Below are 15132 nucleotides of genomic sequence, written 5' to 3' on the forward strand. Positions count from 1 at the left end.
GCCTTTTTTTATTGTGGTTTTAATGTATCAAAAATATTTCTCAAGTCCTTTTTAAAAGGCAGATGATCTGCCCTTCCCTTTTTGAAGATATCATTACTGTTGCCTTGTCCTTTTCGCATTGCTTTTTGCTCTTCATATGGCAGTTTAATAATCTCTTGACAGTTTGTTGAACAGCAATTGTCCATTTTTTCTTTGCACTCATCACATTGAATAAATAATAAATGACAACCCTCGTTCGCACAATTTGTATGCAAATCAGCTGGTTTGCCACATTGATGACAATTTGCTATTACGTCATTACTTATTCGCTCTGATCGACGTTGGTCAAAGACAAAATTTTTACCAATAAACTTGTTGTCTAAACCTTTAGATTCAACCTGTCTGGCATAATTAATAATACCTCCTTCTAACTGATAAACATTTTTAAATCCCTTGTGCTTATAGTAGGCACTGGCCTTTTCACATCTAATTCCACCTGTACAATACATTACAAGCTTTTTGTCCTCCTTGTGTTCTTTTAAATCTTCTTCTATTAGGTCTAAGGACTCTCTAAACGTATCTACATCTGGAGTTACGGCATTTTTAAAATGGCCTATTTCACTTTCGTAGTGATTTCGCATATCTACCAATACCGTATCTGGATCTTCAATAAGCTCATTAAACTGCTCCGCATCTACATGTATTCCTTTATTTGTTACATCAAAGGAATCATCGTTTAAACCATCTGCTACAATTTTATGACGCACTTTTACCTTTAGTTTTAAAAAGGCAAAATTATCGTGCTCAATAGCAATGTTCAATCTTACATTTTCTAAAAAAGAAATGGTGTCAAGGTGGTTTTTAAACGCTTCAAAATTTTCTGCTGGCACAGAAAGTTGGGCATTTATACCTTCATTTGCGACATAAATTCTGCCTAGGACATCAAATTGGTCCCACGCTAAGAACAAGTGGTTTCTAAAAATTTCTGGATTGCCAATTTTGGCGTACTTATAGAAAGAGATTGTTAAGCGTTCTTTTCCCGCTTTTTCAATTAACTCCGCTCTTTCCTTAGCACTTAAGTTATTGTACAGTTGCATGCTATACTAATGTTTTAAGGTTAAAGAATAAAGCACAAAGGTAATTTTTTTCACTTAACGGCATTAAAAAAGCACCTTAAAAGTATTAAAGTGCTTTCCTTAGATTAACTAACTATAACTAAAACTAATTAAAAAGGTTAATCTACATCGGCTATCAGCTACCGTCTCAATACAGTAGCTGAAACACCTAATGCTTTGCTAACTTGGTTTATTTAAAAAGTAGAAAATTTTAAAAGACTTATCTCAACTTTTTAAAAGGCTTTCATAGCAATTATTTCCTTTTTCATTTAGTAGATGTAAAAAGTGTAAAATGGTTGCGTCATAAAATTGAAATAATTAAAATAAGTGGTATTTTTGATGTTCAATTAATTAAGAAAAACGTTTAGATGAGTAGTGAAAAAGACGCAAAATTAAAAGCGCTAAAACTAACTTTAGATAAGTTAGACAAAGCTTATGGCAAGGGTACTGTAATGAAAATGAGTGATCAGGCAATAGAGGATGTAGATGCCATTTCTTCTGGTTCACTAGGATTGGATATTGCATTGGGTGTAGGAGGTTATCCAAGAGGAAGAGTAATTGAAATTTATGGCCCAGAATCATCTGGTAAAACTACACTAACGTTACATGCTATCGCTGAAGCGCAAAAAGCAGGTGGAATTGCAGCCTTTATTGATGCAGAACATGCTTTTGATCGTTTTTATGCAGAAAAATTAGGTGTTGATTTAGAAAACCTTATCATATCTCAACCAGATAATGGTGAGCAAGCATTAGAGATTGCAGATAATCTTGTGCGTTCTGGTGCAATTGATATTGTAGTAATTGATTCCGTTGCCGCACTTACACCAAAGAGTGAGATTGAAGGTGAAATGGGAGACTCAAAAATGGGATTACATGCGCGTTTAATGTCTCAGGCTTTAAGAAAGCTTACGGCATCAATTAGTAAAACAAACTGTACAATGATCTTCATTAACCAATTACGTGAAAAAATTGGTGTAATGTTTGGTAACCCTGAAACGACTACAGGTGGAAATGCACTGAAGTTTTATGCTTCTGTACGTTTAGATATAAGACGTTCTACACAAATAAAAGACAGCAACAGTAATGTTATGGGTAATAAAACCCGTGTTAAGGTTGTAAAAAATAAGGTTGCGCCTCCATTTAGAACTGCTGAATTTGATATAATGTATGGCGAAGGAATTTCTAAAGTTGGTGAAGTACTAGATTTAGCGGTAGAACATGACATTGTGAAGAAGAGTGGATCATGGTTTAGCTACGAAGACACTAAACTTGGCCAAGGAAGAGATGCTGTAAAATCTCTGATAAAAGATAATCCGGATTTAATGGATGAACTAGAAGAAAAAGTGAGGGCGCTCATTAATGATTCTAAGTAATATTTTAAAATCCTGAAAAATTTCAGGATTTTTTTGTTTTAGGACGCAACCCTTTTAGGTTTTTTGCATCTACTGTATGTAATTGATTAAAATTATTTATGAAAAGGTTTGGTTTAATAGCTGTGATACTGTTTTCATTTTTGTGCTCATGTAGTCTTGAGGATGAAGATGAACCGTCTTACTACCTTGAAGTAATGCCAATTGATTCTGTAGAAATGCCAGAGGAATTTGTGTATGGTGAGACCTATGACATTCTATTAACCTATACGCGCCCTACATTTTGTTATGCGTTTAATAATTTTGCCTACGATATTGATGGGCATGAGAGAACCATAGCGGTTGTTAACTCTGTATATACTAATCTTGATTGCGCACAGCAGTCTGGAGAAGTAACTGTAAGTTTTGAATTTTCTGTAACAGGAACCGAAACCTACATATTTAAATTTTATCAGGGCAAAGATAGTAACGGACAAGACCAGTACTATTTGGTAGAAGTACCAGTAGTACAATAATTATTAATTAATTACCGAAAAAATGTGAGTTTAGATCAACTCATAAATAATTGTATAAAACAAGATGCTAAAGCACAAAGCCAATTATACAAGCAGTTTGCAAGTAAATTATTTTCGCTTTGTCTTAAGTATTCTAAAAACTATGCTGAAGCAGAGGATAATCTGCATGATGCATTTATAACTGTATTTAGTAAAATAGATCAGTATAATAATAAAGGTTCTTTTGAAGGTTGGTTAAAACGAATTGCGATTAATACATCATTGCAACGCTATAGAGATAGTGCTGGCGTTTTTGACATTGTTAATGAAGAACGAATAGAAGATGTAAGTGTTGATATTAATGATGGTGATGTTAGTATAGATTTTTTATTACAGATTATACAAGAATTGCCAGATCGCTATAGATTGGTTTTTAATTTGTATGTATTAGATGGCTATTCACATGTGGAAATTAGCGAATTGATTAACATTTCAACCGGAACATCAAAATCTAACTTAGCGAGAGCTAGAATGATTTTAAAAGAAAAAATAGAAGATTATAAAGCGAATTTAAATTCGCGATCAATATAAAATGAGTAATAAGAAAAACATAGATAGACTTTTTCAAGAAAAGTTTAAGGATTTTGAAGTTACGCCTAATGATGCGGTTTGGGATCGCATTAGTGAAAGTTTGCCTAATAAAAAGAAGAAGCGCAGAGTAATTATGTTATGGTGGCAAATAGGTGGCGTGGCTGCGGTTATTGCTTTATTATTAACTGTTGGCGTTTCAGTATTCAATAATAACCCAACAGAACATCAAAATACACCTGTAGTAGACGTTGAAATTAAAGGAGAAGAAAATAATTCTGAATCTACAGAAGATGTGTCTGACGATAATACAAACGAGATTATCTCTAAGAAAGAAGAGCTGATTTCTACAGATGAAAATACCTCGAAAGTTGCTGATAATACAAATGAGAACGCTTCGGAATCTTCAAAAGAAGATGCTACTCAAAATACCAAGCAACTAATTAATAATATTACTTCAGATAAACTACAGAAAACTAAGGTTGCTGATAATTCTAACAAGACATCTCAACAACCAGAGAAACCTAATTCTGTCAATGAACTTTTAGATGTTGCAAACAACAAGTCATCAACAAAAGTTGCTTCAAATACTACCGATAATAATAAAGAGCAAATTGATAACTCAAGTGTCATTTCAAATACTGAAATGAAAGATGTTGTTAAAAATGAATTAGAGAAATCTAAAAATGCGGTTGCTGAAAATAACACCAATGAAACCGGCGATAAGTTAAAAGACAATTCAGCTTCAGGTGAGAAAAATGAAGATGCGGTTTCAATATTTGATGAGGTGAACAAACAATCTGTAGAAAATGCTATTGCAGAAAACGATAAAGCCAATAATGAAAAAGAAAAGGATAAGCAAAACAGGTGGAGCATAGCGCCTAATGTTGCACCTGTTTATTTTAGTTCTTTAGGACAAGGCTCTCCTGTGCATAGTCAATTTAACGAAAACTCAAAGAGCAGTGATATTAATATGAGCTATGGTATTGCTGGTTCATACGCAATTACTGACAGGTTAAAAGTTAGAGCAGGTGTTAATAGAGTAAATCTAAATTATACTACAGCAGATGTTATTGGATTTGTTGGTTCTGATGCTGTTTCTAGAGGTGTTAACGCACAATTAAGCAATGTAGATTTAAGTAACGGTGTACAATCTGTTTCCTTGGTTAGTACTTCTATGATTAATAGAGCGACAATGCCAGAGGCATTTAACACTCAATTTGTTGGTGATTTAGATCAAAGGTTTGGTTTTATTGAAGTACCATTTGAGTTAGAGTATAGATTATTAGATTCACGTTTTGGCGTTAACTTTATTGGTGGCTTTAGTACATTCTTCTTAAGTGAAAATGAAATATACGCAGATATCAATGGTAGTTCTACTCTCATTGGTGAGGCAAACAATATTAATAGCACAAGTTTTAGTGCAAACTTTGGATTAGGTTTAGATTATAGCCTGTCCAAAAAATGGAATTTTAATCTTGAACCAACGTTCAAGTATCAACTGAATACATTCAATAATACGTCTGGTAATTTTAGACCATTCTTTATTGGAGTGTATACAGGATTAAGTTTTAAGTTTTAGGTAAATTTAAGTTAGGTTAGGTTATTGCAATACAGAAAGCAATGATGAATGCAATGATGACAAAAGCTACTCATGGTTAGGGTAGCTTTTATGTTTTTAAAGGTTTATGTAACTCGTCCCAAATTATTTTTCTCGACTTTTCATTTAGTGCTTTAGTGTCTTCAATCGTTAAACCTTCTGTAGATAAAAATTCATGGATCCTTGCTCTCATCCTACCAGGACCTCCACTAAAAAAAGTATAAGAAAATCGTTTTTTGTTATCATAAAAGGTCATTGGCACTATTGGGATTTGGTGATTGATAGCCAATCTAAAAGCACCATCTTTAAAACTATCTAATACAACGTGCTCCTCAGGTACTCCTCCTTCAGGGAAAATACAAATGCTCAGCCCTTGTTTTAGTCGCTTCTGGGCCCTCAAAAAAACCGCCTGTCTGCTTTTAGCGCTACTTCTATCTACTAATATACAGGTACGCTTATAGAAAAAACCGAATAGCGGAATTTTAGCCAGTTCCTTTTTCCCCACAAAAACGAACGGATTCTTTACGGATACCAACATTAACATAATATCAACCATTGAGGTATGATTGGCAATAAACATATAACTCTTTTTAGGTTCGGGTTTCTGATTTCTAATAATCTTGTAATTAAAACCCATTCCTATTAGAATAAACTTTGCCCAAAAACGTGCTAGTTTAAAGAAAAATGGATACCACTTTTCTCTCGAAATTGAAATAAGAAGAATTGGAAGCAATAGAATAATTGGCAATGCAACAAGTACATAAAACCACACTCTATAAAAAATCCAAAATGGATACTTTATTATTGCCATAGCTTCAAAACTAATTAAATAGTTCCTTTAAAAAAATTATCTTTGCTCTTCGTTTAACATTTAAAAGAAATCCTGCTAAAACAGGATGTTGACATGGCAAGAATACTAACAGGAATTCAGAGTACAGGAACACCACATTTGGGCAATATTTTAGGCGCTATTATCCCAGCTATTGAAAAAGCTAAGGATGAGGCAAATGACTCCTTTTTGTTTATTGCAGATCTTCATTCTTTAACCCAAATTAAAGATGCTGAAGTATTACGCAGTAACACCTATTCTACAGCGGCAACTTGGTTAGCATTTGGCTTAGATATAGACAGCACTGTATTTTACAGGCAAAGTGATGTGCCTCAGGTTACTGAGCTTGCATGGTATTTAAATTGTTTCTTCCCTTTTAAACGGTTAGAACTTGCCCATAGTTTTAAGGATAAAGCAGATCGATTAGATGATGTAAATGGAGGGCTCTTTACATATCCTATGCTTATGGCGGCAGATATATTGTTGTACGACTCTGATATAATCCCTGTAGGTAAGGACCAGGAGCAACATATAGAAATGACGCGCGATGTTGCATCTCGTTTTCATGCTAAAATGGGTGGCGAAACTTTTGTTTTGCCAAAGGCAGATATTCAAAAGGACACAATGCTTATTCCTGGAACTGATGGTGCAAAAATGAGTAAGAGTAAAAACAACACCATTAATATTTTCTTACCTGAAAAGAAATTGCGAAAGCAAATAATGTCTATTAAAACAGATAGTACACCACTAGAAGACCCTAAAGACTGGTCTACTTGCAACTGTTTTGCTCTTTATAGTATTTTAGCCAACGAAGCTGATGTCACAACTATGAAAGCAAATTACGAAGGTGGTAATTATGGATACGGTCATGCTAAACAAGCGTTGTTTGAACTCATAATTAATCGTTTTGCTGCACCTAGAGAACGGTATACATACTACATGGAAAATCTGAAGGAAATAGATGCGGCTTTGGCAAAAGGTGCCTCTAAAGCTAAAGAAGTGGCAGACTCTGTATTAAAGCGTGTTAGAGAAAAGGTAGGATATTAAGCTATATGAAAAAAGAACTGATAAGTCCTTTACTTACAATCCTAGCCATGATTCTGCTAATTATGTCTAGAATAATGGATGCTCAAAAAATGGATTGGCTGGCATATGCGGCCTTAGTAATTATAATAGCCAGTATTATTTATATAATTAAACTGATAAAATCTTCTAAATGACTTCAAATAATTTACCTGGCAAGGGCCTAATTACACCTTTCAGTTCCATATTCAGCAATAATCCTGCAATTTTATAGCTTGGGATATCACAATCTACTGCGATAACATCTAATAATTCCTTGTCTTTGTCCTTTAAATAATTGTAGATGATTTTCTCATTATCATCTAATTCTACAAATAACTGTTTTTGTACTGTTGGTTTTTCATTAGTATCGAGTTGCCAATTTAATAAATAGGGCACGTCTAAAGGATCGGATAATAAATGTGCTCTCTGCTGTTTTATAAGATTATTACAACCTACACTTTGACTATCTGTTGTTCTTCCTGGTACGGCAAATACATCTCTATTGTATGAGTTGGCAATATCTGCAGTGACTAAACTTCCGCCTTTTTCTGCTGATTCAATAACGATGGTTGCTTCAGACAAGCCAGCTATTATCCTATTACGCTTTAGGAAATTATTTCTATCAAAATTATCCGTACTCCAAAAATCAGTGTAGAACCCACCATGACGTTCAATATCGGCCACATATTTTTTATGAACCTTAGGGTATATCTGATTTAATCCATGAGCTAAGCAACCTATAGTTTGCAAATTGTGTTTTACTGCAGCTTTTTGAGCTGTGATATCTGTACCATAGGCAAAGCCAGACACTATTACAGGATTATATGGTGATAAGGTTTCAACTAATTTCTCACAAAATGCAATCCCGTTTGTAGTAATCTTACGAGTGCCAACAATACTAATTATGTATTGTTCCTTCAAGTTTATATTACCTGACTGAAACAAAACTATGGGACCATCTATACAATGCTTTAATCTTTCGGGATAAGAATCACTAGTAAAATAGTGAGTCTCAATATTATTATCTTTAATGAATTTGAGTTCATACTCTGCCTCTTTAATGTGAACTGCATCAAAAAGCCCATCGATGGTAACCGTTCCTATACCATCTATTTTTAGAAGGCTAGACTTCTTTTCCTTTAATACTGCCTCCGCAGAACCACAATGATTTATGAGTTTCTTGGCCGTAGTTGCACCTATTTTTGGCACGTGTTGAAGCGCTAGAGTATAAATTAATTGTTGTTCGGTCATTGGTAAATTGCTGAATTGCAAAACGCAAGAAACTAAAATTTTCCGATGTTGATAACTATACTCCAACAAACTTTCATCAAAAACAAAAATTTTTAACTTTGTTTCTGTATGCAACTAGAAACTTACATAAGTGATTTACTATACCGTTACGACTGTGTTACAGTCCCAGGTTTTGGTGCTTTTTTAACTAATCGTGTATCGGCAAAAATACATGAGTCTACACATACGTTTTATCCACCTAAAAAAGTATTGTCTTTTAACGAGCAGTTGCAAAGCAATGATGGTCTTATAGCTAATTACATTGCCGAGGTAGAAAAGATACCTTACAACAATGCGTTAAATAAAGTTTCTAAACAAGTGCGTTCAATTAAGTCTTATTTAATTGAAGGTGAAACCATTCAGTTTGAGAATATTGGTGAGCTTATTTTAAATAGTGATGGAAAGATAGTTTTTGAGCCATCTAATCATATCAATTATTTAACTGATGCTTTCGGTTTATCACATTATTCTTCAGAATCAATAACTAGAGAAGTTTACAAGGAAAAGGCAGAAAAAGTTGAATCTGTTGCGCCAATTGCACTAACTCCAGAGAAACGATCTAACACTAATTGGTTAAAGTATGCTGCTGCAGCGGTCTTGGTTTTAGGCTTAGGAGGCTATTTTGGTTATAACTATTATAATAATAGTATAGAAAACCATAACCAGATTGCCCAAGAAGAAGCAAATGCTCAATTAGATGCCAAGGTACAAGAAGCAACATTTGTAATCAGTAATCCTTTACCAGCTGCAACACTCTCACTCGAAAAGCAAAGTGGTAATTACCATATTGTTGCAGGTGCTTTTAGAATTGAAGCTAATTCTATTAAAAAAGTAAACCAACTAAAAGCTAAAGGATATAAGGCTAGAAAAATTGGTGTTAACCGATATGGACTGCATGAGGTGGTTTACTCAAGTTTTGAAACCAGAGCTGAAGCACAACGTGCGCTACGAAAAATCCGCCGAGAACATAACCGCGACGCTTGGTTATTGATCAAGAAATTAGATTAAGCTACTACTATTTAACTTTTAGCACCTTATCTTTGCATAAATTTCGAAACTTTATGCAACCCAAAACAGCATTTCAATCTAAAACTGTAGTTACGGACCTTGTTTTACCTAGTGAAACCAATCCTATTAACAACCTCTTTGGTGGTGAACTTCTTGCACGAATGGATAGAGCCGCAAGTATAGCCGCAAGACGCCACTCAAGACGTATCGTAGTGACTGCTTCTGTAAACCATGTTGCTTTTAACAGAGCTATTCCTTTAGGTAGTGTAGTCACTGTAGAGGCTAAAGTGTCTCGTGCTTTTACATCTTCTATGGAAGTCTATTTAGACGTTTGGATTGAAGACAGAGAATCTGGAGAATGCATAAAAGCAAATGAGGCTATTTATACCTTTGTTGCTGTAGACGAAACGGGAAGACCTATAAAAGTCCCTGAGTTGATTCCAGAAACAGATCTCGAAAAAGAACGCTTTGATGGCGCATTGCGAAGAAAGCAATTAAGCCTTGTACTTGCCGGTAAGATGAAGCCACAAGATGCTACAGAGCTAAAAGCGATTTTTGAGTAGCTTTTAAACCTTTTTAATATTACTCAGTCTTATCATTAAACCAAATTTATTAATGATGAGATACCTAGTTTATACTTTAGTTTTAGCTTTTGCGCTTAGCACTACTTCTTGCGCAAGACAAGTGGTTGTAAAACAACCAGCAACAGTAACGGTTGTAAAGAAATTACCAAGACAATATAAAATTGTTCGTGTTAACGGCAAACGCTACTACGTTTTCAATGGTAGACACCATAGAAAAACCAAAAACGGTTTCGTAGTAGTCCGTCTCTAAATTTTAGTTTGAGTTAGTTTAGTAGTTAAATTCCCTAGCGAAATGTTAGGGAATTTTTTTAGTATTTAGCCAACCAAGGTTCTGGATTAATAACCTGATCGTTTTTATATATTCTAAACCCAAGCAAGGTTTCTCCTTTAATTCTATTTGTAAAAACTTGACCAATGGCTTGTCCTGTGGTAACCTTATCTCCTTTCTTTACATATATCTTGGACATATTCATATAAACTGATAAATAATTACCGTGCCTTATCATCACTGCAGGATTTCCGTTTTTAACAACAAGTATCCCTGAAACCTCACCATTAAATACAGACTTAACCTCCGCATTTTCTTCGGTAGCAATATAAATACTCTTATAGTTTTGGGTAACGGTATTATCAGTTAAAGAACGTTGTCTTCCAAACTTTCCTTTAATTACTCCTCTAGAAACTGGCCAACCCAATTTACCCTTGTTAGATTCAAAATTTGAGGCAAGTCTCCTAGCCTCAGGTGTCAATACAAATTTACCTGTTGATGTCTTTTTACCAGCTTTCTTATTAGAGGCCGCGATGGCTTCTTTAATGAGTCGGTCTATTTCTTTGTCTAACTCCCTTACTTCTTGTCTTTTCTTCTTGATCTGAGCGTTAAACTTGCTCATATCAGATTTTATAGACGCCATTAGTACCTCTCGGTTTTTTAGTTCATCTTCAAGCTTTCGTTTGGCAACTCTATTTTCTTCAATTAACTTTTGTTTGTCCTTTTTTTGTTGCGTGAGTTTAATATTTAATTCTTGCAACTCTTCGGTCTTTGCTTTTATGGCTTCTCCTTGTTCCTTTTGGTAGTCTGTATATTGCTTGAGGTATTGTAAGCGCTTATAGGCTTGTTTAAAGTTTTCTGAAGACAATAAAAACATGATTCTGCTTTGCTCAGATTTACTCTTATAAGATTTTACAATCATTGCGGCATAATCGTCTTTTAACTCTTGTAATTGCGCTCTCAGGCTTGTTATTTCCTTTTGATTAGAGTTTATCTCACGCGTAAGTAAATTAGCCTGTTCATTGGTGATTCTTATTAGATTTTTTCTAACGCTAATTTTATAGTTAATATCTTCAATAAGGGTAATTACAGATTTTTGTTCCTTTTTATTAGAAAATAATAAAGCATTAATTTGTTTTATTTCCCTGAGTTTCTGCTGTCTTTCTGCCTCTAATGCTTTTTGTTTTGCACTTTGAGCATGGGCAAAATTCATTGAAAGAAACAGGCTAAATAAGATAAAAAGATATGTGCGAGTGATAGTCATTATTTTATCACTATTTCTTTATAACCAGCGGGAATTTTAAATGGAAATCTAACTGCTTCGTTAATAGATACGGACTTAAATTCTAAGGATACACCAACCTCATCAGCATCTTCAACCGCAATAATTTTAATATCCTTTGGAAGTATCTGAGATTTTACTTCTTGATAAGACGCATAATCGACTTGTAAAAATCGTTTTTTCAATTGTTGATACAATTGCAAACTATCCATTTTAAAATGAGATGGATTGATGAGATAGAACAATTCTAAAAGGGCGTTTTGATCCTTTGGCTGTAGTGCATATGAGTTTTCTGAAACCTCAACCATATGTGGTTCTTCCTTTAAATTATAAATGGCCTGACCCAACAAAATATTCTGAACCTTATCAAAGTCTAATTCAACACCTACAAAGTCACTAAGCAAAGCGTAATCGCCATCAAAATATTCATTGTCTTGTTTGTTATAGAATCTAACCTTGTCAGGAGTTATCATCATCCTTGCCAATCCTAACGGTGCACTTAACCAAATGGCCTTATCTTTTTCCATTCTATAGTTAAACGTAAGACCTTGTTCTTTTTGGCCTTGTCTTAGATCTATTCTAACCTTGGCTTGCATGGTCTTGAAATTAGCATCCTTTTTTTGGTGCTGTTTAATTACCTGTTTCGCAGAAAGTTTGTCACTTGCCTCTCCTGAGGCAATAACACTTTTAGCTGACTTACAGCCAACTGCCGAAATAAATCCAACAACTAGTAAGATTATGGTAAAGTATCTATATGCTTGGGTAAATTTCATTTATTGTTGTGCTTTAATAGCTTGTGCCTTTTTAGCAAACGTTTCTGATTTGGTAATATTATTCAAGGCCTTGTATGCTAAACTCAATTCTGAGTAAAAATCAGCTTCCATTTTTGGATTGTCTATTAAAAAATCTATACCTGTTTCTAAACTTTCTATAGCTTCATTATTTTGACCTAATTGATTTTTGGCAACGCCATTTACCAAGTATAATATTGGTTGTGCAGGATACAATTCTAAGGCCTCATTGCTTTCTGCAACTACTGATTTATAATCTTTCATGTCTAGTTGTAAGAGCAATACATCCCTAATCAACTTAAAGTCATTAGGATCTTGTTTTAATGCTTCTTTAAAGTTTGCAAGTGCTTTAACTTTGTCTCCAGCCTTTAAATAATATTGACCTAAATCAGAATGTGTTTGAGCATCTTTATTATCATCTACTTGTGAGGTTATCTCAACAAGATCTGCTTCATATTCTGGATTTTTTGAAACAAAACTCACAAAATCCTTAAGTACTTTTGCTTTTGCATCTGCATTAATTTCTGGGCTATTCAGCGCAATCTTCACCGAATTAATAGCCTTGTCTACTTCTCCATCCTGTAAATAGAACTTGTATAAAGCCAAGTGAACAAACTTTGAATCTGGCATAATGTTTAATAAATTCTTAGCTGCTTTATAGGCTTTCTTCTTATCACCAGTTTGGCTATATCTATATATTAATTTGAGATGATTCTCTTCATTATTTGGATTATTAGCTATGCGTTGTTCTAAATTTTCAATTCGGTCATCTGCATTTCCTGTAATACTGTATATATCATTGCGCATTGCATCTCTTGCTTCGCTGAGACCATATTGTTCGTCTAGTTCATCTAATATATCTAACGCTTGTTTGTATTTTTTCTCTCTTACATACAAGGCTGCCAAATCCTCCTTATAATCAGGATGATATTTTACCAATTGCTTAATGGTTCTAATGGCATTATTGATGTCGTCTTGTTGAAAATAAACGTCATATAGTTCGTCTAAAAACCATTCGTTGTCAGGTTGCATGCTTACCGCTTTTTTTAAGGCATCTTCGGCAGCACCATAATTCTTAAGCTTGTTGTAATTTTTGCCAAGTTCAAAATAAATTACCGGTCGCTTACTGTCTAGGTTTAAACATTTTTGGAGCGCATCAACTGCTCTATCGTAATTTTCAATACCCTTTTGCTTTAGGGCTTCAAAAAAGTATTCTTGAAATTCGTCTTCAACATTTCCTAAATCGTCATCGGGTCTTTTGTTAAAGTCTACTTGAGCAAAAGATATATGAGGCATTAAAAAAATACCGATTAGAAATATAAATATGTATTTAGCTGATTTCACCTTTCATTTTGTCTAACATTAAAATGTAGACTTCAAATTTTATTCCATTGTAGTATAATCTCCAATACTAATTTTAGTAAACTCACCATTATACTTAACATGATTACCAATCATAGCTTCGTCTAAATTAGCGTTTATAATGGTTGTTTGGTTTTGAATTAAGCTATTTTTAACGCTACTGTTTTCAATTATACAATCCGTACCAATAGAAACGTTTGGGCCAATAGTTGTATTGCGCAAAACAGTCCCTTTACCTATAAAACATGGCTTTATTACTGTAGAATTTTCTAGTACTACTGAATTATCTACTAGTTGCTCTTCCTTATCGACTTCTAAAAAAGCCAACATCTTTGAATTAGTTTCTAAAGTTACAGTCTTATTGCCACAGTCCATCCATTCATCAACAGCACCTGTTTTAAAAATTCTGCCGTCTGCCATCATACGCTTAATACCATCGTTTATTTGATATTCACCGCCGTTCATAACATTCTGGTCTAATACCTCTTGAAGTTTGTCCTTAAGAACAGAAACATCTTTAAAGTAATATATCCCAATAACTGCTTGGTCACTTACAAAAGATTGAGGCTTTTCTACGAGTTCAACTATGTTTTCATTACTATCTAACTTTACAACACCATATGCTTCTGGATTGTTAACACGTTTTGTCCATATAACACTATCTGCTGAAGGGTCTAACTCAAAATCCGCTCTAATCAAGGTATCTGCATAAGCGATAACCGCAGGACCTGACAAGGATGGTTTTGCACTCATAATGGCATGACCCGTACCTAAAGGTTGATCTTGTCTGTAAATCGAGGCCTTAGCACCTAAATCTTCAGCTAAAACAGTTAAGCTATCAACCACATCATCGCCAAAAAATGCTGGGTCACCCAATACGAATGCGATTTCTTCAATAGGTTGTTTCAAGACTTTAGCAATATCCTTTACTAAGCGATGGACAATAGGTTGCCCTGCAACGGGTATTAAAGGTTTTGGAACTGTTAAACTGTGTGGTCTAAGACGTGAGCCTCGACCTGCCATTGGGACTATTATTTTCATTTTAGAATTTTTTTAATTTGATTGGTTGATTATTTGGTACCGGTACTTCCAAAACCGCCTTCTCCTCTTTCAGTATCAGTAAGTGTTTCTGTCAACTCCCATTCTGCTCTCTCATGTTTGGCAATTACTAATTGCGCAATTCGTTCTCCGTTCTGAATAGTGAAATCTTCATTAGACAAATTCACCAAAATTACTCCTATTTCTCCTCTGTAATCTGCGTCGATAGTACCAGGTGCATTTAATACCGTAATTCCTTTTTTGGCCGCTAATCCACTGCGAGGCCTTACCTGTGCTTCATAACCAATGGGTAGTTCAATAAACAGTCCTGTACCAACTATGGTGCGTTCTAAAGGCTTTAATATTCTGGCTTCAGATAAACTTGCTCTTAAATCCATGCCAGCAGAGGCAATGGTTTCGTAATGTGGCAAGTCGTGCCTGGATTTATTTATAATTTTAATTTTCATGA

General features: G+C 34.4%; 16 protein-coding genes. 8 read left to right on the forward strand and 8 right to left on the reverse strand.

Annotation, left to right across the window (positions count from 1 at the left end; genetic code table 11):
- Positions 1-8: 8 nt before the first annotated feature.
- Positions 9-1076 (reverse strand): oxygen-dependent tRNA uridine(34) hydroxylase TrhO, encoded by a 1068-nt coding sequence (gene trhO, locus LBV24_RS03800; RefSeq protein ID WP_224477269.1) that lies wholly within the window; start codon positions 1074-1076, stop codon positions 9-11.
- 386 nt (positions 1077-1462) lie between these two features.
- On the opposite strand from trhO, the gene recA reads away from it, so the two are divergent.
- The 4 genes from recA to LBV24_RS03820 all read left to right on the forward strand — a co-directional run bounded on the left by recA (position 1463) and on the right by LBV24_RS03820 (position 5128).
- Positions 1463-2467 carry a recombinase RecA gene (recA, locus tag LBV24_RS03805; RefSeq protein WP_224477270.1) on the forward strand — a complete coding sequence of 335 codons (1005 nt, stop codon included), beginning with the start codon at positions 1463-1465 and terminating at the stop codon, positions 2465-2467.
- A 98-nt stretch (positions 2468-2565) separates the two neighbouring features.
- Positions 2566-2979 (forward strand): hypothetical protein, encoded by a 414-nt coding sequence (locus LBV24_RS03810; protein WP_224477271.1) that lies wholly within the window; start codon positions 2566-2568, stop codon positions 2977-2979.
- A 24-nt stretch (positions 2980-3003) separates the two neighbouring features.
- Positions 3004-3549, forward strand: a complete 546-nt coding sequence (locus tag LBV24_RS03815) for an RNA polymerase sigma factor (RefSeq protein WP_224477272.1) — start codon at positions 3004-3006, stop codon at positions 3547-3549.
- Position 3550: 1 nt separating this feature from the next.
- Positions 3551-5128: a hypothetical protein gene (locus LBV24_RS03820; RefSeq protein ID WP_224477273.1), complete on the forward strand. Its 1578-nt coding sequence runs from the start codon at positions 3551-3553 to the stop codon at positions 5126-5128.
- 88 nt (positions 5129-5216) lie between these two features.
- Here LBV24_RS03820 and LBV24_RS03825 read toward each other — a convergent pair whose 3' ends face one another.
- Positions 5217-5957 carry a lysophospholipid acyltransferase family protein gene (locus LBV24_RS03825; RefSeq protein ID WP_224477274.1) on the reverse strand — a complete coding sequence of 247 codons (741 nt, stop codon included), beginning with the start codon at positions 5955-5957 and terminating at the stop codon, positions 5217-5219.
- Positions 5958-6050: 93 nt separating this feature from the next.
- Between LBV24_RS03825 and trpS the strand changes: the two genes are divergently transcribed.
- The gene (trpS, locus tag LBV24_RS03830) at positions 6051-7022 is read left to right on the forward strand and encodes a tryptophan--tRNA ligase (RefSeq protein WP_224477275.1); all 972 of its coding nucleotides are present in this window, start codon (positions 6051-6053) and stop codon (positions 7020-7022) included.
- Between the two features lie 165 nt (positions 7023-7187).
- On the opposite strand, the gene dprA is transcribed toward trpS, so the two are convergent.
- Positions 7188-8291 (reverse strand): DNA-processing protein DprA, encoded by a 1104-nt coding sequence (gene dprA, locus LBV24_RS03835; RefSeq protein WP_224477276.1) that lies wholly within the window; start codon positions 8289-8291, stop codon positions 7188-7190.
- Between the two features lie 108 nt (positions 8292-8399).
- Between dprA and LBV24_RS03840 the strand changes: the two genes are divergently transcribed.
- The 3 genes from LBV24_RS03840 to LBV24_RS03850 are packed head-to-tail and all read left to right on the forward strand — an operon-like array spanning position 8400 to position 10172.
- On the forward strand, positions 8400-9338 hold the full coding sequence (locus tag LBV24_RS03840) for an HU domain-containing protein (protein WP_224477277.1): 939 nt from the start codon (positions 8400-8402) through the stop codon (positions 9336-9338).
- A gap of 53 nt (positions 9339-9391) precedes the next feature.
- On the forward strand, positions 9392-9901 hold the full coding sequence (locus tag LBV24_RS03845; RefSeq protein ID WP_224477278.1) for an acyl-CoA thioesterase: 510 nt from the start codon (positions 9392-9394) through the stop codon (positions 9899-9901).
- 55 nt (positions 9902-9956) lie between these two features.
- Positions 9957-10172: a DUF6515 family protein gene (locus LBV24_RS03850; protein WP_224477279.1), complete on the forward strand. Its 216-nt coding sequence runs from the start codon at positions 9957-9959 to the stop codon at positions 10170-10172.
- Between the two features lie 58 nt (positions 10173-10230).
- On the opposite strand, the gene LBV24_RS03855 is transcribed toward LBV24_RS03850, so the two are convergent.
- The 5 genes from LBV24_RS03855 to dut all read right to left on the reverse strand — a co-directional run bounded on the left by LBV24_RS03855 (position 10231) and on the right by dut (position 15130).
- The gene (locus tag LBV24_RS03855; protein WP_224477280.1) at positions 10231-11403 is read right to left on the reverse strand and encodes a murein hydrolase activator EnvC family protein; all 1173 of its coding nucleotides are present in this window, start codon (positions 11401-11403) and stop codon (positions 10231-10233) included.
- Between the two features lie 50 nt (positions 11404-11453).
- Positions 11454-12245, reverse strand: coding sequence for a DUF4292 domain-containing protein (locus tag LBV24_RS03860; protein ID WP_224477281.1), 792 nt, complete (start codon positions 12243-12245; stop codon positions 11454-11456).
- A complete protein-coding gene (locus LBV24_RS03865) occupies positions 12246-13559 on the reverse strand; it encodes a tetratricopeptide repeat protein (RefSeq protein WP_224477282.1) in 1314 nt (437 codons plus the stop codon).
- A gap of 87 nt (positions 13560-13646) precedes the next feature.
- Positions 13647-14666, reverse strand: coding sequence for a sugar phosphate nucleotidyltransferase (locus LBV24_RS03870; protein WP_224477283.1), 1020 nt, complete (start codon positions 14664-14666; stop codon positions 13647-13649).
- A gap of 29 nt (positions 14667-14695) precedes the next feature.
- Positions 14696-15130, reverse strand: a complete 435-nt coding sequence (gene dut / locus LBV24_RS03875; RefSeq protein ID WP_224477284.1) for a dUTP diphosphatase — start codon at positions 15128-15130, stop codon at positions 14696-14698.
- Between the last annotated feature and the right edge of the window lie 2 nt (positions 15131-15132).

Origin of the sequence: Winogradskyella vincentii, from assembly GCF_020166345.1 — a bacterium.
Lineage (GTDB): Bacteria > Bacteroidota > Bacteroidia > Flavobacteriales > Flavobacteriaceae > Winogradskyella > Winogradskyella vincentii.